Source organism: Faecalibacterium sp. AM43-5AT, from assembly GCF_003603345.1.
Taxonomy (GTDB): domain Bacteria; phylum Bacillota; class Clostridia; order Oscillospirales; family Ruminococcaceae; genus Faecalibacterium; species Faecalibacterium taiwanense.
The window spans coordinates 451,670-474,597 of record NZ_QVGZ01000001.1; the positions used below are offsets into that span (position 1 = coordinate 451,670).

The window sequence follows — 22,928 nt, forward strand, 5'->3', positions numbered from 1 at the left end:
CACCATGAGCTCACCGGTTTTTGATTTCAAGATCACCTTACGGCCCGGCCTGCAGGCGGATATGGACGCAGGCTTTGCAAAAGTGCAGTATGCGTTTTCCCAGCAGGTAGCCAAAACCGTTGACCCCTATGTGCCCTTTGACACCGGCACCCTGAAGAACAGCGTCAATCAGGCATCGGACTTCAAGAATGGTCTGCTGGTCTATAACACGCCCTACGCCCGCAGGCAGTATTATCTGCACGAGCAGGGCGCTGGACTGCACGGTGACAACCGCCTGCGCGGCTCCTACTGGGGCCAGCGGGCCATTGCCGACCACAAGGACGAACTGGAAAAGTTCGCCCACGATGCCGCAAAACAGTATCTCGGAGGTGAAAAATGAGTGAAGCCAAACCCACCATTGCCGCCCTGCGGGCGTGGCTCAAGACCTGCCCGCTGATCGCCGACGAGCAGGAAGCCACCGGCGCGGCCTTCCGCATTGCCGGACTGGACGAAGAGGCCACCGCCTTTTCCATCGAGGACAGCCCCGGCGACCCGGTGCTCACCGAGTATCTCTCCGGGCGAGACATGGCAAAGAATTACCTGTTCCTCTCCCGGCGGGAGTACGGCGAGGCGGACGTGCTGACCGTCCAGAACAGCGGCTTTTTTGAGCAGCTGACCGACTGGGTGCTGGCGCAGAACGACTGCGGCCACCTGCCCGACCTCTCGGAATGCGGCCGGGACAAACAATCCCTCAGCGTGTCCGTCACTTCCACCGGCTACATCGTCACCAGCAGCGCGGGCAGCTGCCGGATGCAGATGCAGCTGCGTCTGACTTACTACCAGCCCAGATGAAAGGAGTTTTGATATGACTGTTTCTGAAACTCTGGCTAAGCTCAAGACCGATAAGGGTATCGAGCCGAAGGCCAACTACACCGGCGTCGAGCGCGCCGATGACTTTATCTTTGCCATCCAGACCTGTGCCGAGCAGACCAAGGTCGGTGACTGGATCGTATGTGCAGAGCGCGTCAAGGAGCATTCCGGTGCTCTGAACGCCACCACCGAGGACAACTCGTATATCCGCGCCGGCACTGTGACCGAAAAGGGAGAGGTTCAGCGCACCTTTGCCCTGAACGGCAACCGTTGCGTGGGTGACGCTGCGCAGGATTTCCTGCTGAGCCACAAGGTCAAGTTCGGTTCCGGCCAGAGCGTGATTTTCCCTTACGTCTACTTCAGCGTCAAGACCGGCAAGGGCGAAAAGGGCCATGCAGCATTCATCGTCACCAGCGATACCAGCGGCGCTGCTGGTGCTGCCGCCGGCTTTGCCTGCGACGTCAAGGGTATCGGCACCCCGTCGGAGTACGATTCCCTGACCGACCCCGACATGCAGACGCAGGCAGCTCCCGGCAAGGCTGTCAAGGCCTGATATCCGCTTTCCCGTTCCGCCCCGGAACGGGATTTTTCATGCCGTGAAACAGGTTTCTCCGGGGCAGTACCGGGGCACGGCGCAACGAAAGGAGCCAGAAAATGGTTATTTGTGGACAGGAATTTGAGTTTTCCATTCTGAACGCCAACGATATGGACCGCTTTGAAGATGCCAACGAGCAGATGCAGCAGGCCGGCAGGGCCGAAACTGAGCGCTTCAACCACGGCGGTATGCGTCTGGGTGATTATATGCGTGCACAGGCAAGGATCGTCATGCACTGCATCGACGAGATCCTCGGTGCAGGTGCATCCGACCGTCTGGGTCTGGACGAGAACAACGCAGCACCTATCTACGATGTGCTGGATGCCATCAACGAGGCCTGCAAGGCTGAAAAACAGCACTACGCCGACCGTATCCCGAAGCCACAGCCCATGAACCGCGCCCAGCGCCGGGCCGAAAAGAAAGCACGGCAGCGCACCCAGACAGCAGGCCACATCGTCAGTCAGCAGCCTGTAAGCTTCCCCGCACAGCCGCCTGCCGCTCAGATGGTGGAGCGTGTGGACAAAGCTGCCCGCCGTAAGGCCCTGCTGGCCGAACTGGCTGCTCTGGAAAATGACTGACCTGCTGACGGATGCCCTGCCTACCGTTTGGGAGGGCAGACGCATCGACCCGGATTTCCGGCATATGGTCTGGCTGCTGAACACCTACCGCCGGGCAGAAACTGACGAAGAAAAGGTCCAGCTGATGCGCGACGCAGCAGAGCGGTTCTTTGCAGAACCGGTTTCAGACCCGCAGCTGCCGGATGCTTTTGCGTCCCTGATGCGCTTTTTCCGCGGTTGTGCGGACGACGCTCCCGGTGGAGAGCCGCCGGAGGCCGATGCCGGTGCCGGTGAGATCACGCTGGACTACCACTGCGATGCAGCCTATGTTCTTGGCGCATTCCAGCAGGCCTACGGCATCAATCTGACCATTGACAAGGTGCACTGGTGGCGTTTTATGGCGCTGATGCAGGCACTGCCTCAGGAGACCGCGCTGTCGCAGATCCTGCAGATCCGCACCACGGATACCAGCGAGATGGACCCAGCAACCCGACAGCGATACGAAGCGGCAAAGGAGCGGTACGCCCTGCCGCCGGAGCTGAAAGGAGGTGCGCGCGATGTTACCCCGCAGCAGCATGATGCCGCATTCCTCGCGCGGTTCCGCTGAGGACAGTACCCGCGTGCCGGTGCGCTGCCCGTATTGCAGCAAGCCGCTGCCTGCCTGGGCAGAAGCTTCCGCCAGCGCTCACGGTGTGTGGGTCAAATGCAAAAATCCCGCCTGTAAGCGGGAGGTAGAAATCAAGTTATAACAGCCTGTGCCCTTGTGCCCGCGCTCTTTTGGAATGGAGAGAGGTGGACACAAGTGGCATTCGATTATTCGATCACCGGCAACACCAAACTGGATACCAGCGGTTTTACCAATGGCATTTCCAGCATGACGGTGGCTGCTGGTAATCTGATTGCTGACTTTGTAAAATCGGCCAGCAGCAAAATGGCCGAGCTGGTGACTTCCTCGGTCGATATTGGTGCATCGTTCGAGACAGCCCTTGCCAAGGTCAGCACCATCGCCGACACGAGCAAGGTCTCTGTGGGCGATCTGAACAAGCAGATCCTTGATACATCCGGCAGCATGGGCGTTGCCGCTGCAGACATTGCCGAAGCAGCCTATCAGGCCATCAGTGCCGGACAGGACACGGCAAACGCCGTAGCTTTTGCCGGACAGGCTTCCAAGCTGGCTGCTGCTGGCTTCACTTCCAGCAGTTCGGCGGTCGATATCCTGACCACCGCGCTGAATGCCTATGGCCTGAGTGCAGATCAGGCCACCCATGTATCGGATGTGCTGCTGACCACCCAGAATCTGGGCAAAACCAGCGTGGATGAGCTTTCGTCCAGCATGGGCAAGGTCATTCCTCTGGCTGCAGCGTATGGCGTGACCGTCGAAAATCTGTCCAGTGGTCTGGCCGTCATGACCGCAAATGGTATTGCCACGGCAGAAGCCACCACCTACACCAAGTCCATGCTCAACGAACTGGGCGATGCCGGTTCTACTGTCGGCAAAATTTTGCAGAAACAGACTGGCAAGAGCTTTGCTCAGCTGAATGCTGAGGGCAAGAGCCTGGGCGACGTTCTCCAGATCTTGTATAAGAGCGTCGGCGGCAGCAGCACTGCCTTTGCAGGTCTGTGGTCGAGTGTGGAAGCAGGCACCGGCGCATTGTCTTTGGCATCCGGCGGCGCTGAACATTTCAACGATGTGCTCAGCCAGATGCAGAACAGCGCAGGCGCTACCGAGACCGCCTACGAGACCATGACCGACACCTTTCAGCACAAGGTGGAGACCATGCAGACGGCTGCCCAGAACTTCAGCATCACCCTGTATGATTCGCTGGAGCCTACTCTGGGCGATGTTGCTCAGTGGGGCACCGACTGCATCAGCACCCTGACCACTGCCCTGTCTGAGGGCGGGCCGGAAGCTATGCTGGCCGCTGCCGGAGAGATCATCTCCGATCTGGCGGCAGGCATCGCGGCACAGCTGCCCGGCCTGATGCAGACCGGCGTGGAGATCATCACTCAGCTGACCCAGAGCCTGACCAACGCCATGCCTGCCATGCTGGACACCGCAGGCGAAGTGCTAGGCACTCTGGCGCAGGGCATCATCGACAACCTGCCGGAGCTGATCGTCTGCGCAGCACGCATTATCTCCGAGCTGGTGAACTACCTCGGCGACCACGCTGACGACATCATGGATAAGGGTGTCCAATTCGTTGAGAGTATTATCACCGGCATCACCGCAGCACTGCCCCAGCTCATCACGTCGGCGGCTGGCCTGATTGCCAAATGGGCAGCTGCCCTGATCGCCCACCTGCCGGACATCCTCAAGTGCGGTGCAACTATGCTGACCACGCTGGTGGACGGTATCATCCGCAGCATCGAAAATCTGGCCGAAGCCGCCCTCGCCTGCGTAGCAAAGCTGGTGGGTGTCTGGGACGGAAACATGGACGAGTTCGGTCATATTGGTGAGAACATCGTTCAGGGCATCATCAACGGCATTGCAGGCATGTGGGGCAAGCTCACCTCGTGGGTGTCCGGCCTGATTGCCAACCTCGTTGGCACGGCCAGCAATGCCGCTGTTTCCGGCATCACCGAGGAAACCACAGATGTACCTTCCCGCAAGGGCAGCACCGTCACCGATGCCGACCGCACCCGCCGCCAAAAGCTCCACGATGAACGTGTGAAGCAGGCGCAGGAGGAAAAGGCCGCGGCCGAAGCTGCTGCAGCCGCATCCACGAACGCAACCGGCATCATCACAAACAATGCGGGTAAGGCCGCAAAGGCCACCAAGCAGGCCACTGCCACTGTAGTCAAATCCATCTCGGACACCACGACCACCGTAAAGGACGGCGTGACCCGGACGGTGGAAACGGTCAATGAGACCTTGTCCAACGGCAAAAAGCAGCAGAAACAGACCATCACCGAGACTTCCCGGCAGATGGTGGATGGTGTGCTGAAGGATGTCAAGACCATCACAGAGGTTGCTGCGGACGGCACCAAGACTGTCAAGCAGACCATGGAGGATGTCAAGGCATCCGTACAGACCACGGTCAAGGACACCCAAACCAGCATCGTGGGCGGTGCGCAGGTCACGGTGGAAAAGACCACCGAGACCCTGACTGATGGCAGCGAGCGGGTGTCCACCGTGACTACCCGCACCGGCACCGAGGTCATCGAGGGAGTAGAGCGCACCGTCAAGACCGTGACCACCAAGACCGCCGACGGTGTGGAGACCACGGTCAAGACCATTGAGGATGCCGGTCCGCAGTATGCCAGTGCCGGAGAGCTGTTGACCACTCAGCTGCGCACCAAGCTGGAAGATGGCTGGAAGAGCATCAAGAAGGACATCCAGACCGACGCGGTCGGTGCCATCAAGACCCTTGCCAACGCGCTGAAAAACGGCGATCTGGAACAGCTGGGCTTCTGGGCAGCTTCCTACTTCTGGCAGGCGTGCACGGATAAACAGAGGGAGCAGATCACGGCCATTGCGCAAGGTGCGCTGGACCAGCTCGGCAATGCGCTGTCCGGTGTTGGCAACAAGCTGGCAGCTCTTGCATCCAGTCTGGTTGCAAAGTTCGTGCCCGCTGCAACGACGGCCACCGGTGCGCAGGAGGGGCTTAACGTTGCCATGGATGCCAACCCCATCCTGCTGGTGATTTCTCTGATCGGCATGTTGGTGGGCGCACTGCTCAACTTTGCCAGCACAAACAAAAACGTCGCAAACGGCATGAACGATGTATGGTCGGGCGTGGCCGATTTCATGTCTTACATTTTTGAGGGCCTGATGTACGTCCTTGGCTTGTTTGTGGAGCAGTTTGTCATCGAGATCAATACGCTGATCGGTGCCTATAATCTCATCGCACAGCTTTGGGACGGCCACATCGACTATGTGTCCAACCCCGCATGGGACTATGCCAAGAAGATCCAGAAGGAGCGTGAGGACCGCAAGAACGCCCGCCTCGCCAAGCAGGAGCAGGCCGAGCTGGATGCGGAGTATGCCCGTCAGTCCGGCGATGCCGAGAAAAAGCAGCTGGATGCCGAGTACGCTAAAAAGGCTGCCGAACTTGCCCGGGCGAAACTTACCGAGGATGACCCCGGTATGCTGGATGCCGAAAAGGCCGTGGCTGCTGCGGACTATAAAAAATCCGTTGCCGACCTCGAAAAGAAACTGCTGGATGCCGAGTACAAGAAGCAGTCGGCGCAGATCGGCAAAAAGACTGCTGCCGATGCAACCGCGCTGGCGGATCTGGAAAAGCAGCTTGTCGAGGCCGAGAACACCCTGCGGATGGGCGACCTTGAGCGGGAACTGCTGCAGCTGGACTACGAAAAGACCCTCCGAGACCTGGAAGAAAAATACAAGCCCAGCACCCCCGCCGAGCCGGAGAAGCCTGATGCCTCGACGGACCTCGGCACCCCCGGGACTACGCCGGATAAGGATAATACCGATGCCATCCGGGACAACACCGAGGCCCTGCTGGCCGCAAACAGCAAGCTGGCCGAGATGGTGCGGCAGGCAGACAGTCTGGTTCTGTCGGACAACATGGCCATCTCTCGCAGTGTGGCCGCTTCCGGCACGGCAAAGGTGGCCGCAGCCGCCAACCAGTACCACCGGGAGGGCGACACCAACATCACCCAGAACATTTACAGCAAGGCCCAGACGGCGGCAGACCTCCAGCGGGAAGCACGCTGGGAAGCCGACCGGGCCAAGGCCCAGAAACGATGAAAGGAGGGCTCTGAATGCCATTTCGCAAAGACCATTTGCGGCTCGTGACGGATGCCGGGGCCGCTCTCGACATCGGGTGGGACTACGGCACGCCCTACTCCCTCGATCCCATCAATGGTGTGAACGTAGATCTGCAGACCGCACAGGGCGTGAACCAGATCGGCAACACGGTGGAGAAACAGAGCGTGGCCGGGGTGAGCCGTGAACTCATCATCCACTGCCACAGCCCCCACGGCGATGCGGATGCCGCCCTGCTGCTGGAAAAACTCCCCTACTTCACCAGCGGCACCATGTACTTTGAGGACAAGTATTTCTGCCGCTTTGTGCTTTCCAAGACCCCCTACACAAAGAGCATCCACCCATACCCGGTCCTTGACATGATGTTCTTCTGCCCGAAGCCCTTCTGGTACGATCTGACCGCTCAGAGCTTCTGCATCAACGGCTTTGTGCCCAGCTTCAGGCTGCCGGTCAACTACTCCAAGCCCCACCGGTTCGGCGTGCGCACCTCGTTTGGCTGGCAGAACGCGGTCAACCCCGGGGCGCTGGCTGTACCCTTCACGGCCACCCTCAAGAGTGACGGTGCGGTGGTCAACCCCTGCGTGCTGAACATCATCACAGGCCAGAGCATCCGCATCCTGACCACCCTGACCCCGGGGCAGGTCATCGAGATCTACCGCACCACCACCGACAAGCTGGCCGTCAAGCGGACAGAGGACGGCACGGAGGAGAACATCTTCTCCCTGCTGGACGAGGACAGCGACTTGCTGGAGCTGGCTCCCGGAGACAACCTGCTCAAGGCCACCGCCGACAGCGGCGAGATCCTCCTGCAGGTCACGGTGCAATTTTATCCCATGGTTTCAGGCATTCTGCCGGAGGTGATCGCATGACGCTGGATGTTTTGGATGAGACGACCCTTGCCCGGCTGGGCCGGGTGGAGGTCTGGGTGAGCCTTTACTGGGACGAGCCCTACAACACCGAGGGTGAGTTCACCCTCGAAGTCAGACCCACCGAAGAGAACCTGTCCCTGCTGCGGGAGGGCCGCTGGCTGCGCCGCAGTGACAGCGACGTGCCCATGCGCATCTGCCACCGGAGCAACGAGAACACCGACAGCAATCTGGTGGTCACCGGCTTCCCGGGAACGTGGATCTTCACCAAGCGGGCCTGCACCGCCATCGTGAAGAGCGAGAACGCGGAGCAGGCCATGCGCAGGCTGGTCAATTCCATGGAGCCGTGGCCCAAGCTGGAGCTGGGTGAGCTGGTAGGCTTTGACACCACCTACACCGCACAGACCTCCGGCGGCAGCATCATGGACTACCTGATGACCATCGGCGCGGCCTGCGACCTAGGCTTCCTGGTACGGCTGGCAGGCAAGAACGCAGATAAGAAGCTGCTGTTCGAGGTCTACCGGCCCACCGCTGACCCCAACAACCGCTTTTCCACCAAGTGGGGCAACCTGACCGGGGCCAGTTGGGCCTTTGGGGACAGCGACTATGCCAACGTTGCCGTTGTTCAGGGGGCCGGTGAGGGCGATGCCCGGGCCACCGTGACCGTGGGCCTGACGGATGCCACCGGAGCCGACCGGCGGGAGCTCTATGTGGATGCCCGGGACGTGCAGCCGGACGAGGAAAAGGGCGAGAGCAACAAGAGCGAAGCCTACCTCGAGCGGCTCATGGCCCGGGGCACCAACAAGCTGCTGGAACAGCTGCGCACCGGCTCCATTGAGCTGACCATCGATGCCGAGGGGCTTTCCCCCGGCGACGTGGCCTTCTGCACCATCCCGGAGCTGGGCTACAAGGCCACCGTCCGGGTGGCCGATGTCATCACCCAAAGCCAGAGCGACAGCACCACCCGCACCGCGCGGCTGGGCACACCGGTCTGGCGCAAGCTGTAAGGAGATGATCTTTTGAGCAAAATCGTTTTATACCCCGCCGACGGCTACGACTTCGATGCCGCAGACGTGGCGGCCTACCTTGCGGGCCTCACCAGCGGTGTGTTCAGCTCCGCTGAGGACTTCCCGGTGACAGCCGCAGACGGGCTGAAGGTCACCGTGGGCGCGGGCCGTGGCTGGGTGCACCCCAGCCGTTTCACCGGCTACTCCATCACAAAGCGGGAGGCCGATACCCTGACCCTGCCGCTGGCCGACCCGTCTCTCCCCCGCATCGACCGCATCGTCATGCGCTATGATGCCGGTGCCAGAGCCGCCAGCCTGCAGGTGCTGCAGGGCACGGCATCCAGCACACCCACGGCCCCGGCCATCTCCCGCACTGAGCTGATCTACGACCTCTGCCTTGCCGAGATCACCCGCCCGGCAGGCTCCACCGCCGTCACCACCGGCCAGATCACCGACACACGGCTGGACGAGAAACTCTGCGGTATCGTGCGGGACGGCGTGACCGGCATCCCCACCGACGAGCTACTGGCCGCTGCCAGGGAACGCATCAACGCACTGGAGGAGAAAGCCACCACCAGCGCCGCTGCGGCCAATGCCAGCGCTGCCGCCGCCAAGAGCAGCGAGACCAAGTCCGCCGCCAGCGAGAAGAACGCCAAGGCCAGCGAGACCGCCGCCCAGCGGGCCCTGCAGGACACGAAAACGGAGCACACCACCGCCTTGCAGGACATCGCACAGGCCCGCACCACAGCCCTGACCGACGTGGCCAACTCAACCAGGACGGCCACCACCGCGGCAGAAACCGCCACCCAGCAGGTCACCGCCGCTGCGAGGAGCGCTTCCACCGCCGCCACCAAGGCCGAGGAGGCATCTGCCAGCGCGGATGAAGCATCCACCAGCCGTCAGGACGCAGAAAAGGCTCAGAAAGCCGCAGAGGATGCAGCTAATCTTGCGGGCACACGGGCAAACACAGATAAGACCCTGAGCATCGCCGATGCCCCTGCCGATGCAAAAGCGACCGGTGACGCGCTGGCGGGAAAGGCAGATAAGACCCACACCCACGATCTGAGCGCGCTTATCAACGCGCTGAGCGCGGGTACCAGCACCCCGCAGGATGCAGATTACTATGTGAGCCAGTATGTCGGCGGCGGAGACACAACGACCATTTACCACCGCAGGCCTATGAGCGCCCTGTGGGCGTATATCAAGGGCAAGGCGGATGTTGTGTTTGCAGCCAAGAGCCACACCCACAATTATGCCGGGTCCGGCAGCGCTGGCGGGTCGGCCAACAGTGCCGTCAAACTCGATACCGCAACCGCGGGCAGTGCGACGAAACCGGTATACATCAGCGGCGGCAAGCCGGTGGCCTGCACTTACTCGCTGGGCAAGGATGTACCGGCCAACGCCGTTTTTACTGACCACACTTACGCCAAGATGACCGCCTCCACTGCCAGCGCGGCTGGCAAAGAGGGCCTTGTGCCTGCACCCGCAGCCGGTGCACAGGGTAAATTTTTGCGCGGGGATGGGACGTGGCAGGCCGTTGCGACCAGTGGCCTGTCTGCATACCCTGTCGGCAGCATCTACCAGAGCACCAACTCCACCAGCCCTGCCGCCCTGTTTGGCGGCACATGGGAGCAGATCGCATCGGAGCGCGTGCTGATGGGTGCCAGCAGCAGCCACAAAGCGGGCACCACCGTGAATGCCGGACTGCCGAACATCACGGGTACGGCCAATGGCGGCGTGTTGTCCATGGTCACTCCAAGTAGTGATGGGGCTTTTGGGGGTAAATACTATGACACTAGTTCCAGGCACGGCGGTGGAGACAGGGGTGATTGGTTTAGCACTTATAACCGCACTTTTGACGCTTCCAAATCGAACCCGATCTACGGTGCAAGCAATACCGTGCAACCCGCCGCCTACTATGTTTACATCTGGCACCGCGTGTCATGAGAAAGGAGGTTTTGAGCGATGATCCCTGTGACATTTGACACTGTGGCAACATTGCAGTTTGGCAGTGAGGGTCACCCGACCAGTCTGCACTTCGCCATCCCGAAAGAGTGGAAAACCTGCAAAATCAGACTCCACCTGCGGCGCAGCAACGGTAGCTTTGTGCCCCCGATGCAGCTGGACGAAAATGGGTGCGTAAAAGTAGACCGCCGTGACTCCGGAAAGACCGGCGGACAGTGGATGCTGTCGGCTGAAAGTCCTGACGGAAAAGTATCTTACTCGCGAATCGGCAAATATGTGACCCCCATGGAGGTGACACAATGAAGATCCTTGACGAGACCGGCGCGGTCGTGGAAAACCCCGACCTGACCCTTGGCTACCTGACCACCAGCACCGAAGAAGTCACCCACCCCGCCGTGGAAGGCGTGGAGGAAGTGAACCACTACGAGACCGTAGCGGAGTATCCCAACGGCGGCAGGGATGTGCGGAAGGTCATCGACGTGCCGGGCGTGCCTGCGCAGGCCGCATGGACCGAACAGGTGCCGGTGCAGAGATACATCCGCTACACCGCCGAAGAGCTTGCGGCACAGGAGCAGGCGAAGAAGGATGCCGAAGAGCGGGAGAAACTGCCCAAGACGGTGAAGGCACTGCAAAAAGAAAACGAGATGCTCAAGCAATGCTTGCTTGAAATGAGCGAGATTGTCTATGCATAAAATCACACAAAAAATCGAAAGGATGGTACTTATGATGGCTATGTTATGGGCGCAGGAAATCATGTCCGCTGAGACCGTGGAGGACGCAAAGGCTCTGTACGAGCGTTGCCCCCGCCTGCTGAAGGAAAAGGTCAAGGCAATTCTTATCAAGAGCGGCTTTGAGGAAATCACGCAGTAAGGAGGACGCTGAGGACAAGGCAGATCAGGAGCTGGAAGAGAACGTGAAAATCGGGGCCTGACCCCGTGAAAGGACGTGATACATATGGCAATCAAACAGTACAGTTTGAAGAATGATGGTGCAAAGCAGCTCTCTCCCGCATTCCGTGTGCGTGAGTTCCGCTGCCGCGACGGCACCGACACCATCCTCATTGACGAGGGCCTTGTGGTGCTGCTGCAGTGCATCCGGGAGCACTTCGGCAAGCCGGTGACCATCACCAGCGGCTACCGCACGGCCAGCCACAACACCAAGGTGGGCGGCTCAAAATCCAGCCAGCACCTGCTGGGCCGCGCTGCAGACATTCAGGTGCAGGACACCGACCCGCTGGCCGTTGCCGCCTACGCTGAAAGCCTGATGCCCGGCTGGGGCGGCGTGGGCCGCTACCCGGTCAAGGCAGGCCGTGCAAAGGGCTGGGTGCACGTGGACACCCGCCCGAACAAAAGCCGGTGGACACTGTGAGGAGGTGGCGCATGAAAGATTATTTTTGCATGGCAATCGGCGCGATCGGCGGCGTGATTGCCGGTCTTTTTGGCGGCTGGGATGCCGCCCTGCAAACGCTGGTGATTTTTATGGCCATCGACTACATCACCGGCCTGATCGTGGCCGGTGTATTCCACGCATCGCCCAAGACCAAAAACGGCACGCTGGAAAGCCGCGCAGGCTGGAAGGGCCTGTGCCGCAAGGGCGAAACGCTGCTGATCGTGCTGGTGGCCTGCAGGCTGGATGCCGTGATAGGTTCCACCCTTGTGCGGGATGCCGTTGTAATCGGCTTTATCTGTAACGAGACCATTTCCATCATTGAAAACGCGGGCTTGATGGGACTGCCGATCCCGGCAGCGATCACCAAGGCTGTGGACATTTTAAAGCAGCGCTCGGAAACCGAGCAGAAAGGATAAGCTCTTATGAATGAATTTCTGAAAGTCGCACTCACTGCCTGCATCCCCGCAATGACCGTCATTTTTGGCTGGGGCCTGAACAAGGGTGTCAGCATTGCAAACGGCTACATCAACAACAAGTTTGCGCAGACCTGTCTCCAGAATGCCGCCAACGCGGTGTTCAACGCCGTCCAGTATGTCAACCAGACCTACGTTGATGCCCTGAAGGAACAGGACAAGTTCGACGAGGATGCGCAGCGCATTGCCTACAACCGCGCACTGACCGCAGCGAAGAAAGCCCTGACGCAGGAGACCATCACGTTCATCAAGGAGACCTTTGGCGACCTCGACAGCTACCTGAAGCCGATGATCGAAGCGCAGGTGCGCAGCCAGAAGACCTCTATGTGACGTTTCTGTAGCGCCAACAAAATCATAGTATAGCAACAGCCCCGGGGAGCCTGACGGTTCCTCGGGGCTGTTTTTGTTTGGCGTGTTTCGACGCTTTACGACGTATATCGACGCAATTAACAAATTTCAAGTGTTTTTCGGTTAGAGTTGACGCAAAGAAAGGATGTGTCAACTATGATTGTTTCCGAATTATCCACTCAAGTCAATGATCTGCTGCGCCCGATGGGCATTACACGTAACCTGAGTGCCTACAGTATCCTGTGCCAGTGTCTTGAGCTGGTCTGTGAGCAGGAAGACCGCCTGCAGGCCGTGGAGAAAGATATCTATACCCCTATCGCCGACCGCAGAAGGTGTGAGCCAAAAGCGATTCAAAGCGCTGTCCGTCGGGCAGCTAAAGGTGCATGGCTCACAAACCCGGAGTATGTGCAGCAGCTGGCAGGCTATCCGCTGACCGGTGCGCCCAGCGCGGTGCAGTTCATTGAAATGCTGTATAATGCGCTGGTGAGAGCAGTCTGAAAACTTAATAGTGTTACCAAAAGTGTTACCATGATAAGAAAAAACACGCTGGTTCTGTACGAACCAACGCGCTTTTCTTTGTATGCGGGTAGTGGGGGTCGAACCCACACGCCTTGCGGCACAGGAACCTAAATCCTGCGCGTCTGCCAATTCCACCATACCCGCGTATTCTTCTATTCTGCAGCTGCGGCCAAACCGCCTTAATATAGTATCAGTTCCGGCGGCAAAAGTCAATCACTGCATTGATATTTCCGCCCTTCACAGCGCATACTATCGCCGGACGATCGTATCATTTTCCATGGCGGAAAGGGGCTTTTGCCGATGCGCAGATCAAAACTACGCCGCGCTGGCAGCATTGCGGCAGCTTATCTTCTGGTGGCCGCGCTGGCGGTGCTGGGCTGGCTGTGGCACAGTCTGCCTGCTGAAATTTTGCTGGAACCCGGCCAGACCCTTACCCTGCCCCGTTTTGCCTATGTGCAGCCGCTGCGCACCGCTGGCTCCCGCAACGCGGCCAGCACGCAGGCTGCGGGCAGCTATCAGGCCACTTTGTCCATTGGCGGGTGGCTGCCCGTCAAGACTGTGCGCGCTCTGGTGGAAACACGTCCGGTGGTAACAGTGTGCGGTACGCCTTTCGGCGTTAAGATGTTCTCCGAGGGCGCGCTCATTGTGGGCTTTTCCGACCTGAACACCCCGGACGGCACCGCAAACCCCGCCAAGAAGGCCGGGCTGCGGCTGGGCGACCGGGTGGTGCGCATGGATGACACCCTGACCGAGACGAACGACGCCGTGCACGATGCTCTGGAAACGGCCGCAGGCGCGCCGGTGCAGGTGGTCTATATCCGCAATGGTGAGCAATTCCAGACCCGGCTGACCCCCGTGTGGGACAGCACCGCCGGGCAGTGGCGCGCCGGGATGTGGGTGCGGGATTCTTCCGCCGGGGTAGGCACCATGACCTTTGTGGACAATGCCGCCGGGGTGTTTGCCGGGCTTGGCCACCCCATCAGCGACAGCGACACCGGTGAGAGCGTGGCCCTGCGCAGCGGCGAGATCGTCCCCTGCCAGATCGTGGGGTGTACCAGCGGCACCGTGGGCAGCCCCGGTGAGCTGAAGGGCCGCTTTTTGAGCACCCATGCGCTTGGCAGCATCTGCATCAACAGCAAGACAGGGGTCTATGGCAGAACACGGGCTGCATTTTCCGGCCCGGAGCTGGAGATGGCTTTTGCGCAGGAGGTTGTGCCGGGCGATGCCGAGATCTGGACGACTGTGGACGGCGAGGTGCCCAAGGCATACCGCATCCGCATTGAAAAGGTAAACGACGCAGACCCCCACCGCAACATGATCCTGCGCGTGACCGACCGGCAGCTGCTTGCCAAAACCGGCGGCATCGTGCAGGGCATGAGCGGCAGTCCCATCCTGCAGAACGGCAGACTGGTGGGTGCAGTGACCCATGTGCTGGTAAACGACCCCACGCGGGGCTACGGCATTTTTGCTCAGACTATGCTCAAGCAGGCCCGCGCTGTTGAAAAAACAGACGATACAGCGCACACGCAGGCCCAAAACGCAAAATAATTTGCGGGTTTCGATTTTCTTTGCCAAAATTTACCAAAATAAGCCGTTGAAAGTTCTGGAAAATTATGGTAAAATCCATGGTGTTAAGGGAACTGCACACATTGGAGGAAACAACCATGGACAAAGTTAGATTTTTGATGTCGGATACTGGTGCCCCGTTCACTGCCGCCTGCCGCGAAGCGCTGGAGCAGAAGGGCGTGGACGTGACCGTTGTGGAAAAGGACGGCAACAAGGTCCTGCAGAAAATGCTCACCGTGCGCCCGCAGGTGGTCCTGCTGGATGCTTTTATGCCCGGTCTGGATGCCCTTGCGGTAAAGCAGCGCTACAATGCCGCCGGTGAGCGGCACACCTCCTTCTTCGTGACCGGTGCCTTCCAGAGCGAAGAGATGGTTCAGGAGCTGCTGGACGAAGGCTTTGCCTACTACTTTGTAAAGCCCTTTGATGAGACCGTGCTTGCCGCACGGGTGCTCAAGGCGGCACTTGGCCCGGAAAAGCACATCCTGCACACCAGCGTGGACAGCGATGAGCTGACCGTTACCGAGATCCTGCACCAGATCGGCGTTCCCGCCCACATCAAGGGCTACCAGTTCCTGCGGGATGCCATCCTGCTCACCATGAACGAGCCGGAGTACATCAACGCTGTGACCAAGCGCCTGTACCCGGAAATCGCCAAGAAAAACGGCACCACCGCCAGCCGGGTGGAGCGCGCCATCCGTCACGCCATCGAGGTGGCATGGGACCGGGGCGATGTGGACACCCTGAACAGCTACTTCGGTTATACCATCCATAATCTGCGCGGCAAGCCCACCAACAGCGAGTTTATTGCAATGATCGCCGACAAGATGCGGCTGGATAAACGGCAGAGAGTGGGCTGATTTTTTTCATAGAATCCGCCGTCGTTCATATTCTGATAAGAGCAAACCAAACAGACAAAGGAGGTTTTGCTCTTGAAGCTTGCAGAATATCTCGCACGGCGCAGGCGGGCCAGAGTTGCGGCCGTGATGCTGTTCGCCCTCATTATGGGGTTTGTATCTGCTGCGCCGCCGGTCGTCACCGGATGTCAGGCGCAGGATCTTACCCCGGCACCGGACACTTCGATGCTCTCCCCCGCCATTTCGGCTCTGGCACAGGAGCAGCAGGAGCCTGCTGCCCAGCCGCTGCCGGAAAAGTGGGTCTGCCTGACCTTTGACGACGGCCCCAGCAAGACCACACCGGATGTGCTCAGCGCGCTGAACGCGGCCGGAGTGCACGCCACATTTTTTGTGGTGGCTACCGGTTACAACGAGAAGTATCTGCCCCTGCTCGCCGAAGCGGTCAGCGCCGGGCACCAGATCGCGCTGCACTCTGCTTCCCACGAGTACAGCGATATCTACCGCAGCAGCGACGCTTATTGGGAGGACATTGCCCTTTTAAAGGAGCGCATTGCGCCCTATGTGGATGCCGAGAGCATCCGGTATCTACGGTTTCCGGGCGGCAGCACCAACACCGTCAGTCGGCGCTACGGCGGCAAAGGCCTGATGAAGCAGCTGAAAGCCGAAGTAGAGCAGAAAGGCTGGCATTGGGTGGACTGGAACGTGTGCGCCGAGGATGCCGTGGGCGGGCACCCAAGCGCGGGCACCATCTACCGCAATGTGGTGCACGAGACCGGGCAGCAGACGAACTGCATCGTATTGATGCACGATTCCTCCACTACACGCACCACGGCAGAGGCCCTGCCGGACATTATCCGGTGGTATGCCGACAACGGCTACACCTTTCTGACGGTGGCCGAAGCGCTGCCGCTGGGGTAATGCGCCTTACCGCCACCTTTCAAGGCAGCGTTCCAGCAGCACTCCGGCAGAGGCCAGCACCGCCAGCCAGAGCCAGCCTGCGCCGCCGGTCACCACCCACCCCGCCGCCAGAATGGCGGCAAAGGTACATACCGGCGGCACAGCGAGGCGCAAAAAGCGCAGCAGCTTCTCCCGCCGGAGCGGCAGTCCGGTGTCCAGCTGCTCGGGATGCACAGCATCGCAACAGATTTCGTCCCGGTACTTGCCCGGGTTGCGGTAGGCCTTATACGCGATGCCGTCCAGCAAAAACTCCGGGTACATCCCCTCTTTGGTCAGGGTGAAAAGCATCCCTTTTTCCTCTGCATAGGCTCGCAACGCCGCCGTAAATTCCTGCGGGGTGTTGATGCTGCCCTGCGGGATAAAGAAAAAGTGCTTTTGATGCTGCACCTTCGCCAGCGTGCAGTAATCCTGCAGCCAGCCGGAGAAGAACCCCTGCTGATGGGCAGGGCTTTCCATGCGGGTCAGGCAGGCGTCCACGTCCAGCGTGTCCGTCTGCGGAGCCTGCCGGGCAAGGTCGGCGCAGAACTGCATGGCTGCCGCCAGCTGCGCTGCCTGCTGCTCCAGCACGGTCTGCTGGGCTTGCAGCGCCTGTTGCAGGGGCTGTTCCCCGCGCAGCACCGCCTTGATGGTGGGCAGCGGCACATCCAGCATGCGCAGCATCCGGATGAGTTTAAGGGTACGGATATCCCCTGCGGTATAATCGCGGTAGCCATTGCCCTGCCTGCGCGCCGGGGTGAGAAGTCCCTCTTTTTCATAAAAACGGATGTTGGGAGCCGAAACGCCACTCTGTTCTGAGGCCTGTTTGATGTTCATCTGATTCACCTCCGCACCTACATTACACCTGAAAGTCGGTTGAAGGTCAAGCTTTTTGCGCCAAAAATAAAATATCCGCAGTATTTCCGCTGGTTTTTGCAAACCGGGAAGCGCTGCGGATATTTTTTCAGGCACAGAACTTACTGCTCAGCCTGGCAGAACAGCGAGAAAGTGCGGTAAGCCATGTACAGGTCGGTCTTATGGATGACCTCGAAGGGCGAGTGCATGGACAGCACCGGCACGCCGATGTCCAGCACCGGGATGCCGCGGTTGGCCACGTACTTGGCAATGGTGCCGCCGCCGCCAAGGTCCAGACGGCCCAGCTCACCGATCTGCCATGCCACGCCGTTGGCATCCAGCAGGCAGGTGATATCCCCTACCAGCTCAGCGGAAGCATCGCTGGCAGAGCTCTTGCCGCGGCTGCCGGTGTACTTGAAGAAGGCCACGCCGCGGCCTGCGTAAGTACCGTTCTGCGGCTCGAAGGCATTTGCCCAGGAGGGGTCGTAGGCGGCGGTCACATCGGCGGAGAGACACACGCTGTTCTGGAAGGCAAGGATGTCGTCCTGACCGGCGGCGCGGCACAGCAGCTGCATAAAGTGGAATACATACATGCTCTGCATGCCGGTCACACCGTCGGAGCCGATCTCTTCCTTATCGGTCAGCACGCAGACGGTGGTGTGCACAGGATCTTTCGTCTCGATCTCAGCCATAAGAGCGGGGTATGCGTCCACACGGTCATCGTGACCGTAGCCGCCCACCATGGAGCGGTCAAAGCCCACGTCCCGGGCCTTATGGGCGGGCACCACCTCGATCTCAGCGCGGGTGAAGTCCCGCTCGGTGATGCCGTACTTTTCGTGCAGCAGCATCAGGGTGTTCAGCTTGACGGCCTCCTTGATGTCGGCATCCTCCACAGCGTCGGAGCCGATGAGCACGTTCAGCTCCTCGGCCTTGATGCCCTCGCTGAGCTTGCGGTCGTTCTGCTCGGCACCCAGATGGGGCAGCAGGTCGGTGATGCAGAACACGGGGTCATTCTCGTCCTCACCCACTGCAAAGGACACGCTGGAGCCATCGGCACGGGTGAACACGCCGTGGATGGCCAGCGGCATGGTGCCCCACTGGTACTTGCGGATGCCGCCGTAATAGTGGGTCTTGAAGTAGCTGAGGTGGTCTGCTTCGTACAGCGGGTTCGGGCGCAGGTCCAGACGGGGGCTGTCGATGTGGGCGATCACCAGACGGAAGCCCTCCTCAAAAGATTTCCGGCCGATGGTAGCGGCCACCACCGCCTTGTGCTCCTGCACAAAGTAGATCTTCTGGCCGGGGGCATAGGTCTTTTTCGGCTCAAACTTTTCGTAACCGGCCTCCAGCAGCAGCTTTTCGCTGGCGGCGGCAGCTTCGCGCTCGGTCTTGGCAGCGTTCAGGAAGGCTTTGTAGCCTTCGGCAAAGGCTGCAGCCTTCTCCTTCACGTCGGCGCTCTTGTCGGCAGCGTACTCCGGCTTGTAAAGCAGCTGTTCGGCAGCCTGCTTTGCGGTAAGTTTCTCGCTCATGTTCCTTATCTCCTCTCAGCTTTCTGCATAGATACGCTGATACCGCGCATAGCAGGAAGTGATCTTTTTTACGTAGTGGTTCATCTGGTTATAGGGAAAGCCCTGCAGCGTTTCGCCGTCTGCGGAGTGCTCTTCCATCTGTAAAAGAGCATCTACCGTGCCCCACCCGCTGTGATAAGCGGCAGCGGCAGTGGCAACATCGCCGTTGTAGCGCTCCATGCACAGGTGCAGGTAATAGCATCCGAACCGGATGCTGGTCTCCGGGTCGTAGAGATTTGCAAAGAGCAGTCCTTCGTCCGGTGCGATCTTGCTGCGCAGCCAGATAAAGGTCTCTTCGGTCATCTGCATCAGGCCCCGGGCATCCACAGTGGAGGTGGCCTGCGGGTCAAAGCCGCTTTCGGTGCGGATGAAGGCATCCACCAGAAGCGGGTCAAGGCCGTAAGTCTCCGCCCACTGGTCCACCAGCGCTTCGTACTTGCGGGGGTATAAAAGCCGTTCTGCCCTGCCCCACAAGTTGGGCACCAGCACAAACAGCAGGATCAGCGCCATGCCCAGCAGGAACAGCCTGCGGCTGCGCATTTTTTTGCGGCGGCGTGCCTTCTGGGCGCGGAGAGCGCGGCGGATGCGGGCCGTCTCCGGGTCGTACTGCGGTGCAGGATCTTGTTCGTTATATCGTTTGTTCAAAATTCTTTTCCCGCACCTCCTTCTGCCAGAAGCTTTGTGCAGAGCTGCTCTGCCGCAGCCTGCAGATGTGCAAGGCTGGAATCGTTGCGCAGCACATAGTCTGCCTGCGCGGTGAGGGTGCTTTCCGGTGTCTGGGCGTTCAGGCGGCGGGCGGCCATCTCGGCCGAGATGCCGTCCCGGGCCACGATGCGGGCCACACTGGTCTCAAACGGTGCCGTGACCACGCACAGGCGGTCACACTCGGCCTGCGCCGCAGTCCCCACGATGACCGCGCCATCCAGCACGAACAGCGGTGCACCGGCATCCAGCGCCGCCTGCTTTGCCGCACGGATGCGGCGCACGATCTCCGGGTGGGTCAGGCTGTCCAGCGCCGCCTTGCCTTCCGGGGTGGCAAAGGCGCGGTCAGCCAGCAGGCGGCGGTCCAATGTGCCGTCTGCCTTTAAAATGTCTGCGCCGAACCGCTGGGCCAGCCGGGGCAGCAGCGGCGAGCCGGGCAGTAAAATCTCGCGGCTGATCTGGTCGGCATCGGCCAGCGGCACACCGTGGGCCGAAAACACCGCCGTGACCGTGGATTTGCCGCAGCCGCTGCGGCCCGTGATGCCAAGCGCGATCATAGCTTGATCACCCGGAAGGCCGCAGCGCGGATCAGGCGGTTGTACACCGCCATGGAAAGGCCGTCCTTCTGCGGGCAGCGGGCGTAGACCACGGCATCGCCCTGCTCATCCAGCGCGCGCAGGCAGCGGAAGATGTGCTTTGCCTGATCGGCACCGTCGCCCTCGCGGCCATACTCCACGCAGGGCACACCCAGCTTTTCCGCCTCGCCGGTAAAGCACAGGCAGCTGGGATCCTGCTCGGCGTGGGCATCCACATAGGCTTTGAACTGCTCAAAGGTGCCGTCCAGCAAGGTCACATCCGCCTTGGGTGCGTAGTGCTTGTACTTCATGCCGGGGCTGCGCACCACAGCACCCTCCGGCAGCTTTTCAAGGATGGCTTTGGACACTTCCACCTCTTCGCCGAGGGCGCGTTCGAGGTCTTCCAGCGTGATGTGGCCCGGACGGAACAGAGTGGGCTTTTCGCCCACCACCGACACCACAGTGCTTTCTACGCCCACGTCGCACTCGCCGCCGTCCAAAATCAGCGGCAGGCGGCCGTCCATATCGGTGAACACATCCTGCGCGTTGGTGGGGCTGGGCTTGCCGGAAAGATTGGCGCTGGGGGCAGCAAAGGCGCAGCCGCTCTTTTCAATGACGGCGCGGGCCACCGGGTGGCTGGGCATCCGGATGCCCACGGTGTCCAGACCGGCACAGCACTCCGCTGCCACCTCCGGGCCGCGGGGCATAATGATGGTGAGCGGGCCGGGGCAGAACGCAGCCATCAGCAGCTGGGCGCGCTCCGGCACCTCGCTGACAAGGCCGGGCAGCATTTCCGGTCCGGTGACGTGGACGATCAGGGGATTGTCCTGCGGGCGGCCCTTGGCCACAAAGATCTTCTTCACAGCCTCGCCGTTGCGGGCATCGGCAGCAATGCCGTAAACCGTCTCGGTGGGCAGGGCCACCAGCTCACCGTTCTGCAGCAGGGCAGCGGCTTTTTCAATGCTCTTTTCGTCCGATGCGGGCAAAATTTCAGTTTTCATTTCCATACGGATCATCGTTCTTTCTATCTGTAAAGTATTTGTGCTTTTCAGCATTTATCGACAGGATATCGTTTTATTTTCAAAACCGCATTTCAGCCCTGCTCGTTGAGCTTTTGCAGCTTTTCGGCCTGTTCGCGGGTGGCCAGTGCGTCGATCACCTCGTCCAGATTGCCGTCCATGATCTTGGAAAGATTGTGCACGGTCAGGCCGATGCGGTGGTCGGTGCAGCGGTCCTGCGGGAAGTTGTAGGTGCGGATCTTTTCGCTGCGGTCGCCGGTGCCCACCTGCCCCTGACGGCTGGCGTTAATGGCATCCTGCTGCTGTTTCTGCTTCTGGGCCAGCAGGCGGCTGCGCAGGATCTCCAGTGCCTTATCCTTGTTCTGGAACTGGCTGCGCTCGTTCTGGCATTCTACCACCATGCCGGTGGGGAGATGTGTCACACGGATGGCGCTGGAGGTTTTGTTGATGTGCTGACCGCCCGCGCCGGAGGAGCGGAAGGTGTCGATGCGCAGGTCCTTCATGTCCAGCGCAAAGTCCACCTCTTCGGCCTGCGGCATCACAGCTACCGTGGCCGTGGAGGTGTGGATGCGGCCCTGCGTCTCGGTCTCCGGCACGCGCTGCACACGGTGCACACCGCTCTCGTACTTGAGGCGGTTGTAGGCCCCGGCACCGTCCACCGAAAAGATGGCCTCCTTCACGCCGCCAAGCTCCGTCTCGTTGAGGTTGAGCATTTCCAGCTGCCAGCCCCTGCTTTGCACATACATGGTGTACATGCGCAGCAGGCTGTGGGCAAACAGGGCAGCTTCCTCCCCTCCTGCGCCGCCGCGGATCTCCACAATGACATTTTTGCCATCGTTCACATCCTTGGGCAGCAGCAGGATTTTGAGATTATTTTCCAGCTTTGCCATATCTTGACTTTTTTCGCTGATTTCCTGCTGTATCATCTGCTTGAAGTCCGGGTCAAGTGCGCCCGGTTCTTCCAGCAGAGCTTTGGCCTGTGCCAGATGATCCTGTGCGGTCTGCCACGCGCGGTAGGCCTGCACCACAGGTTCTGCATCGTGGTACTCCCGCATCAGCCTGCGGAAAAGCGCAGGGTCTGCGGCGGTATCCGGCTGATTCAGGCGGATGGAAAGCTCTTCAAAGCGGTGGCAGACAGCATCCATCTGGGTAAACATGTTCGGCATAATTCCGGCAGTTCTCCTTACAAACTCAGATTCATGTTCGTGCAGCCGAACGGCTCCGGGGCCTTTCCGCCCCGGATGCGTGCTGCGCCGGGCGCTAGGCCTGCCCGGGTTTTACCACCTTTTTGATGTTCTTTTCAATTTTAGCACGCGGCAGCATCACCTCGCGCCCACAGCCGGTACACCGGATCTTAAAATCCATGCCGACGCGCAGTACCTCGAAGCTGGACGCTCCGCAGGGGTGCTTTTTGCGGGTGAGGATGGTATCGCCTACAGCAATGTCCATAGCTCTGCTTCTCCCTTCTGCCTGCCCAAAACAGCAGGCGGTGTGTGCGCAAAGCCCGGCGTGCCGGTTTGCTGCGCATACAGATATAGTATAATGCAAAGCCGCACAAAATG

General features: G+C 60.1%; 26 protein-coding genes and 1 tRNA gene. 19 read left to right on the plus strand and 8 right to left on the minus strand.

The window, feature by feature from the left end:
* Positions 1-4 precede the first annotated feature (4 nt).
* The 16 genes from DW937_RS02480 to DW937_RS02555 all read left to right on the plus strand — a co-directional run bounded on the left by DW937_RS02480 (position 5) and on the right by DW937_RS02555 (position 13,276).
* A complete protein-coding gene (locus tag DW937_RS02480) occupies positions 5-379 on the plus strand; it encodes a minor capsid protein (RefSeq protein ID WP_165852864.1) in 375 nt (124 codons plus the stop codon).
* The gene (locus tag DW937_RS02485; protein WP_120120030.1) at positions 376-831 is read left to right on the plus strand and encodes a hypothetical protein; all 456 of its coding nucleotides are present in this window, start codon (positions 376-378) and stop codon (positions 829-831) included. Before DW937_RS02480 ends, DW937_RS02485 begins: the two co-directional genes overlap by 4 nt.
* Positions 832-844: 13 nt before the next feature.
* Positions 845-1,402 carry a hypothetical protein gene (locus tag DW937_RS02490; RefSeq protein ID WP_120120031.1) on the plus strand — a complete coding sequence of 186 codons (558 nt, stop codon included), beginning with the start codon at positions 845-847 and terminating at the stop codon, positions 1,400-1,402.
* Between the two features lie 101 nt (positions 1,403-1,503).
* Positions 1,504-2,022, plus strand: coding sequence for a DUF6673 family protein (locus DW937_RS02495; RefSeq protein ID WP_120120032.1), 519 nt, complete (start codon positions 1,504-1,506; stop codon positions 2,020-2,022).
* A complete protein-coding gene (locus DW937_RS02500; protein WP_120120033.1) occupies positions 2,015-2,608 on the plus strand; it encodes a Gp15 family bacteriophage protein in 594 nt (197 codons plus the stop codon). The genes DW937_RS02495 and DW937_RS02500 overlap by 8 nt, the downstream gene beginning before the upstream one ends.
* A 195-nt stretch (positions 2,609-2,803) precedes the next feature.
* Entirely contained in the window at positions 2,804-6,712 is a 3,909-nt protein-coding gene (locus tag DW937_RS02505; RefSeq protein WP_120120034.1) for a phage tail tape measure protein, read from the plus strand.
* Positions 6,713-6,726: 14 nt separating this feature from the next.
* Positions 6,727-7,599, plus strand: coding sequence for a phage tail domain-containing protein (locus DW937_RS02510; RefSeq protein WP_120120035.1), 873 nt, complete (start codon positions 6,727-6,729; stop codon positions 7,597-7,599).
* A complete protein-coding gene (locus DW937_RS02515) occupies positions 7,596-8,603 on the plus strand; it encodes a siphovirus ReqiPepy6 Gp37-like family protein (protein WP_120120036.1) in 1,008 nt (335 codons plus the stop codon). The genes DW937_RS02510 and DW937_RS02515 overlap by 4 nt, the downstream gene beginning before the upstream one ends.
* 12 nt (positions 8,604-8,615) lie before the next feature.
* Positions 8,616-10,550 carry a hypothetical protein gene (locus DW937_RS02520; RefSeq protein WP_120120037.1) on the plus strand — a complete coding sequence of 645 codons (1,935 nt, stop codon included), beginning with the start codon at positions 8,616-8,618 and terminating at the stop codon, positions 10,548-10,550.
* Between the two features lie 18 nt (positions 10,551-10,568).
* Positions 10,569-10,871, plus strand: coding sequence for a hypothetical protein (locus DW937_RS02525; protein WP_120120038.1), 303 nt, complete (start codon positions 10,569-10,571; stop codon positions 10,869-10,871).
* Positions 10,868-11,260, plus strand: a complete 393-nt coding sequence (locus DW937_RS02530) for a hypothetical protein (RefSeq protein WP_120120039.1) — start codon at positions 10,868-10,870, stop codon at positions 11,258-11,260. The genes DW937_RS02525 and DW937_RS02530 overlap by 4 nt, the downstream gene beginning before the upstream one ends.
* Positions 11,261-11,291: 31 nt before the next feature.
* A complete protein-coding gene (locus DW937_RS02535; protein WP_187119379.1) occupies positions 11,292-11,438 on the plus strand; it encodes a hypothetical protein in 147 nt (48 codons plus the stop codon).
* Between the two features lie 84 nt (positions 11,439-11,522).
* The gene (locus DW937_RS02540; protein WP_120120041.1) at positions 11,523-11,936 is read left to right on the plus strand and encodes a D-Ala-D-Ala carboxypeptidase family metallohydrolase; all 414 of its coding nucleotides are present in this window, start codon (positions 11,523-11,525) and stop codon (positions 11,934-11,936) included.
* A gap of 11 nt (positions 11,937-11,947) precedes the next feature.
* On the plus strand, positions 11,948-12,373 hold the full coding sequence (locus tag DW937_RS02545) for a phage holin family protein (protein WP_120120042.1): 426 nt from the start codon (positions 11,948-11,950) through the stop codon (positions 12,371-12,373).
* A 6-nt stretch (positions 12,374-12,379) separates the two neighbouring features.
* Complete coding sequence (locus DW937_RS02550) at positions 12,380-12,760, plus strand: hypothetical protein (RefSeq protein WP_120120043.1); 381 nt, start codon at positions 12,380-12,382, stop codon at positions 12,758-12,760.
* A 174-nt stretch (positions 12,761-12,934) separates the two neighbouring features.
* The gene (locus DW937_RS02555; protein ID WP_120120044.1) at positions 12,935-13,276 is read left to right on the plus strand and encodes a sporulation initiation factor Spo0A C-terminal domain-containing protein; all 342 of its coding nucleotides are present in this window, start codon (positions 12,935-12,937) and stop codon (positions 13,274-13,276) included.
* A gap of 83 nt (positions 13,277-13,359) precedes the next feature.
* Here DW937_RS02555 and DW937_RS02560 read toward each other — a convergent pair.
* Positions 13,360-13,441: transfer RNA gene (locus tag DW937_RS02560), tRNA-Leu, on the minus strand.
* 156 nt (positions 13,442-13,597) lie between these two features.
* Between DW937_RS02560 and spoIVB the strand changes: the two genes are divergently transcribed.
* From spoIVB to DW937_RS02575, 3 genes are all read left to right on the plus strand, one after another.
* Positions 13,598-14,845 carry a SpoIVB peptidase gene (gene spoIVB / locus DW937_RS02565; RefSeq protein ID WP_120019763.1) on the plus strand — a complete coding sequence of 416 codons (1,248 nt, stop codon included), beginning with the start codon at positions 13,598-13,600 and terminating at the stop codon, positions 14,843-14,845.
* A gap of 116 nt (positions 14,846-14,961) precedes the next feature.
* A complete protein-coding gene (gene spo0A / locus DW937_RS02570; RefSeq protein ID WP_044953592.1) occupies positions 14,962-15,720 on the plus strand; it encodes a sporulation transcription factor Spo0A in 759 nt (252 codons plus the stop codon).
* A gap of 72 nt (positions 15,721-15,792) precedes the next feature.
* A complete protein-coding gene (locus tag DW937_RS02575; RefSeq protein ID WP_243111404.1) occupies positions 15,793-16,635 on the plus strand; it encodes a polysaccharide deacetylase family protein in 843 nt (280 codons plus the stop codon).
* A gap of 6 nt (positions 16,636-16,641) precedes the next feature.
* Here the strand turns inward: DW937_RS02575 and DW937_RS02580 are convergent, their stop codons facing one another.
* From DW937_RS02580 to DW937_RS02610, 7 genes are all read right to left on the minus strand, one after another.
* Positions 16,642-17,487: a MerR family transcriptional regulator gene (locus DW937_RS02580; RefSeq protein ID WP_120120045.1), complete on the minus strand. Its 846-nt coding sequence runs from the start codon at positions 17,485-17,487 to the stop codon at positions 16,642-16,644.
* Positions 17,488-17,627: 140 nt separating this feature from the next.
* Complete coding sequence (locus tag DW937_RS02585) at positions 17,628-19,031, minus strand: aminopeptidase (RefSeq protein WP_120120046.1); 1,404 nt, start codon at positions 19,029-19,031, stop codon at positions 17,628-17,630.
* 15 nt (positions 19,032-19,046) lie between these two features.
* Positions 19,047-19,715 carry a lytic transglycosylase domain-containing protein gene (locus DW937_RS02590; RefSeq protein WP_005941169.1) on the minus strand — a complete coding sequence of 223 codons (669 nt, stop codon included), beginning with the start codon at positions 19,713-19,715 and terminating at the stop codon, positions 19,047-19,049.
* Positions 19,712-20,329 (minus strand): dephospho-CoA kinase, encoded by a 618-nt coding sequence (gene coaE, locus DW937_RS02595; protein ID WP_120120047.1) that lies wholly within the window; start codon positions 20,327-20,329, stop codon positions 19,712-19,714. Before coaE ends, DW937_RS02590 begins: the two co-directional genes overlap by 4 nt.
* The gene (locus DW937_RS02600; protein WP_118528065.1) at positions 20,326-21,354 is read right to left on the minus strand and encodes an L-threonylcarbamoyladenylate synthase; all 1,029 of its coding nucleotides are present in this window, start codon (positions 21,352-21,354) and stop codon (positions 20,326-20,328) included. Before DW937_RS02600 ends, coaE begins: the two co-directional genes overlap by 4 nt.
* Positions 21,355-21,440: 86 nt before the next feature.
* Positions 21,441-22,532 (minus strand): peptide chain release factor 1, encoded by a 1,092-nt coding sequence (prfA, locus tag DW937_RS02605; protein WP_120120048.1) that lies wholly within the window; start codon positions 22,530-22,532, stop codon positions 21,441-21,443.
* Positions 22,533-22,626: 94 nt separating this feature from the next.
* On the minus strand, positions 22,627-22,815 hold the full coding sequence (locus DW937_RS02610) for a DUF951 domain-containing protein (RefSeq protein WP_005941184.1): 189 nt from the start codon (positions 22,813-22,815) through the stop codon (positions 22,627-22,629).
* Positions 22,816-22,928: the final 113 nt, after the last annotated feature.

Coding starts and splice junctions, on each gene's coding strand:
- DW937_RS02480 (WP_165852864.1), top strand. CDS start 5: ATGAGCTCACCGGTTTTTGATTTCAAGATCACCTTACGGCCCGGCCTG.
- DW937_RS02485 (WP_120120030.1), top strand. CDS start 376: ATGAGTGAAGCCAAACCCACCATTGCCGCCCTGCGGGCGTGGCTCAAG.
- DW937_RS02490 (WP_120120031.1), top strand. CDS start 845: ATGACTGTTTCTGAAACTCTGGCTAAGCTCAAGACCGATAAGGGTATC.
- DW937_RS02495 (WP_120120032.1), top strand. CDS start 1,504: ATGGTTATTTGTGGACAGGAATTTGAGTTTTCCATTCTGAACGCCAAC.
- DW937_RS02500 (WP_120120033.1), top strand. CDS start 2,015: ATGACTGACCTGCTGACGGATGCCCTGCCTACCGTTTGGGAGGGCAGA.
- DW937_RS02510 (WP_120120035.1), top strand. CDS start 6,727: ATGCCATTTCGCAAAGACCATTTGCGGCTCGTGACGGATGCCGGGGCC.
- DW937_RS02515 (WP_120120036.1), top strand. CDS start 7,596: ATGACGCTGGATGTTTTGGATGAGACGACCCTTGCCCGGCTGGGCCGG.
- DW937_RS02525 (WP_120120038.1), top strand. CDS start 10,569: ATGATCCCTGTGACATTTGACACTGTGGCAACATTGCAGTTTGGCAGT.
- DW937_RS02530 (WP_120120039.1), top strand. CDS start 10,868: ATGAAGATCCTTGACGAGACCGGCGCGGTCGTGGAAAACCCCGACCTG.
- DW937_RS02535 (WP_187119379.1), top strand. CDS start 11,292: ATGATGGCTATGTTATGGGCGCAGGAAATCATGTCCGCTGAGACCGTG.
- DW937_RS02540 (WP_120120041.1), top strand. CDS start 11,523: ATGGCAATCAAACAGTACAGTTTGAAGAATGATGGTGCAAAGCAGCTC.
- DW937_RS02545 (WP_120120042.1), top strand. CDS start 11,948: ATGAAAGATTATTTTTGCATGGCAATCGGCGCGATCGGCGGCGTGATT.
- DW937_RS02550 (WP_120120043.1), top strand. CDS start 12,380: ATGAATGAATTTCTGAAAGTCGCACTCACTGCCTGCATCCCCGCAATG.
- DW937_RS02555 (WP_120120044.1), top strand. CDS start 12,935: ATGATTGTTTCCGAATTATCCACTCAAGTCAATGATCTGCTGCGCCCG.
- spoIVB (WP_120019763.1), top strand. CDS start 13,598: ATGCGCAGATCAAAACTACGCCGCGCTGGCAGCATTGCGGCAGCTTAT.
- spo0A (WP_044953592.1), top strand. CDS start 14,962: ATGGACAAAGTTAGATTTTTGATGTCGGATACTGGTGCCCCGTTCACT.
- DW937_RS02580 (WP_120120045.1), bottom strand. CDS start 17,487: ATGAACATCAAACAGGCCTCAGAACAGAGTGGCGTTTCGGCTCCCAAC.
- DW937_RS02585 (WP_120120046.1), bottom strand. CDS start 19,031: ATGAGCGAGAAACTTACCGCAAAGCAGGCTGCCGAACAGCTGCTTTAC.
- coaE (WP_120120047.1), bottom strand. CDS start 20,329: ATGATCGCGCTTGGCATCACGGGCCGCAGCGGCTGCGGCAAATCCACG.
- DW937_RS02600 (WP_118528065.1), bottom strand. CDS start 21,354: ATGGAAATGAAAACTGAAATTTTGCCCGCATCGGACGAAAAGAGCATT.
- prfA (WP_120120048.1), bottom strand. CDS start 22,532: ATGCCGAACATGTTTACCCAGATGGATGCTGTCTGCCACCGCTTTGAA.
- DW937_RS02610 (WP_005941184.1), bottom strand. CDS start 22,815: ATGGACATTGCTGTAGGCGATACCATCCTCACCCGCAAAAAGCACCCC.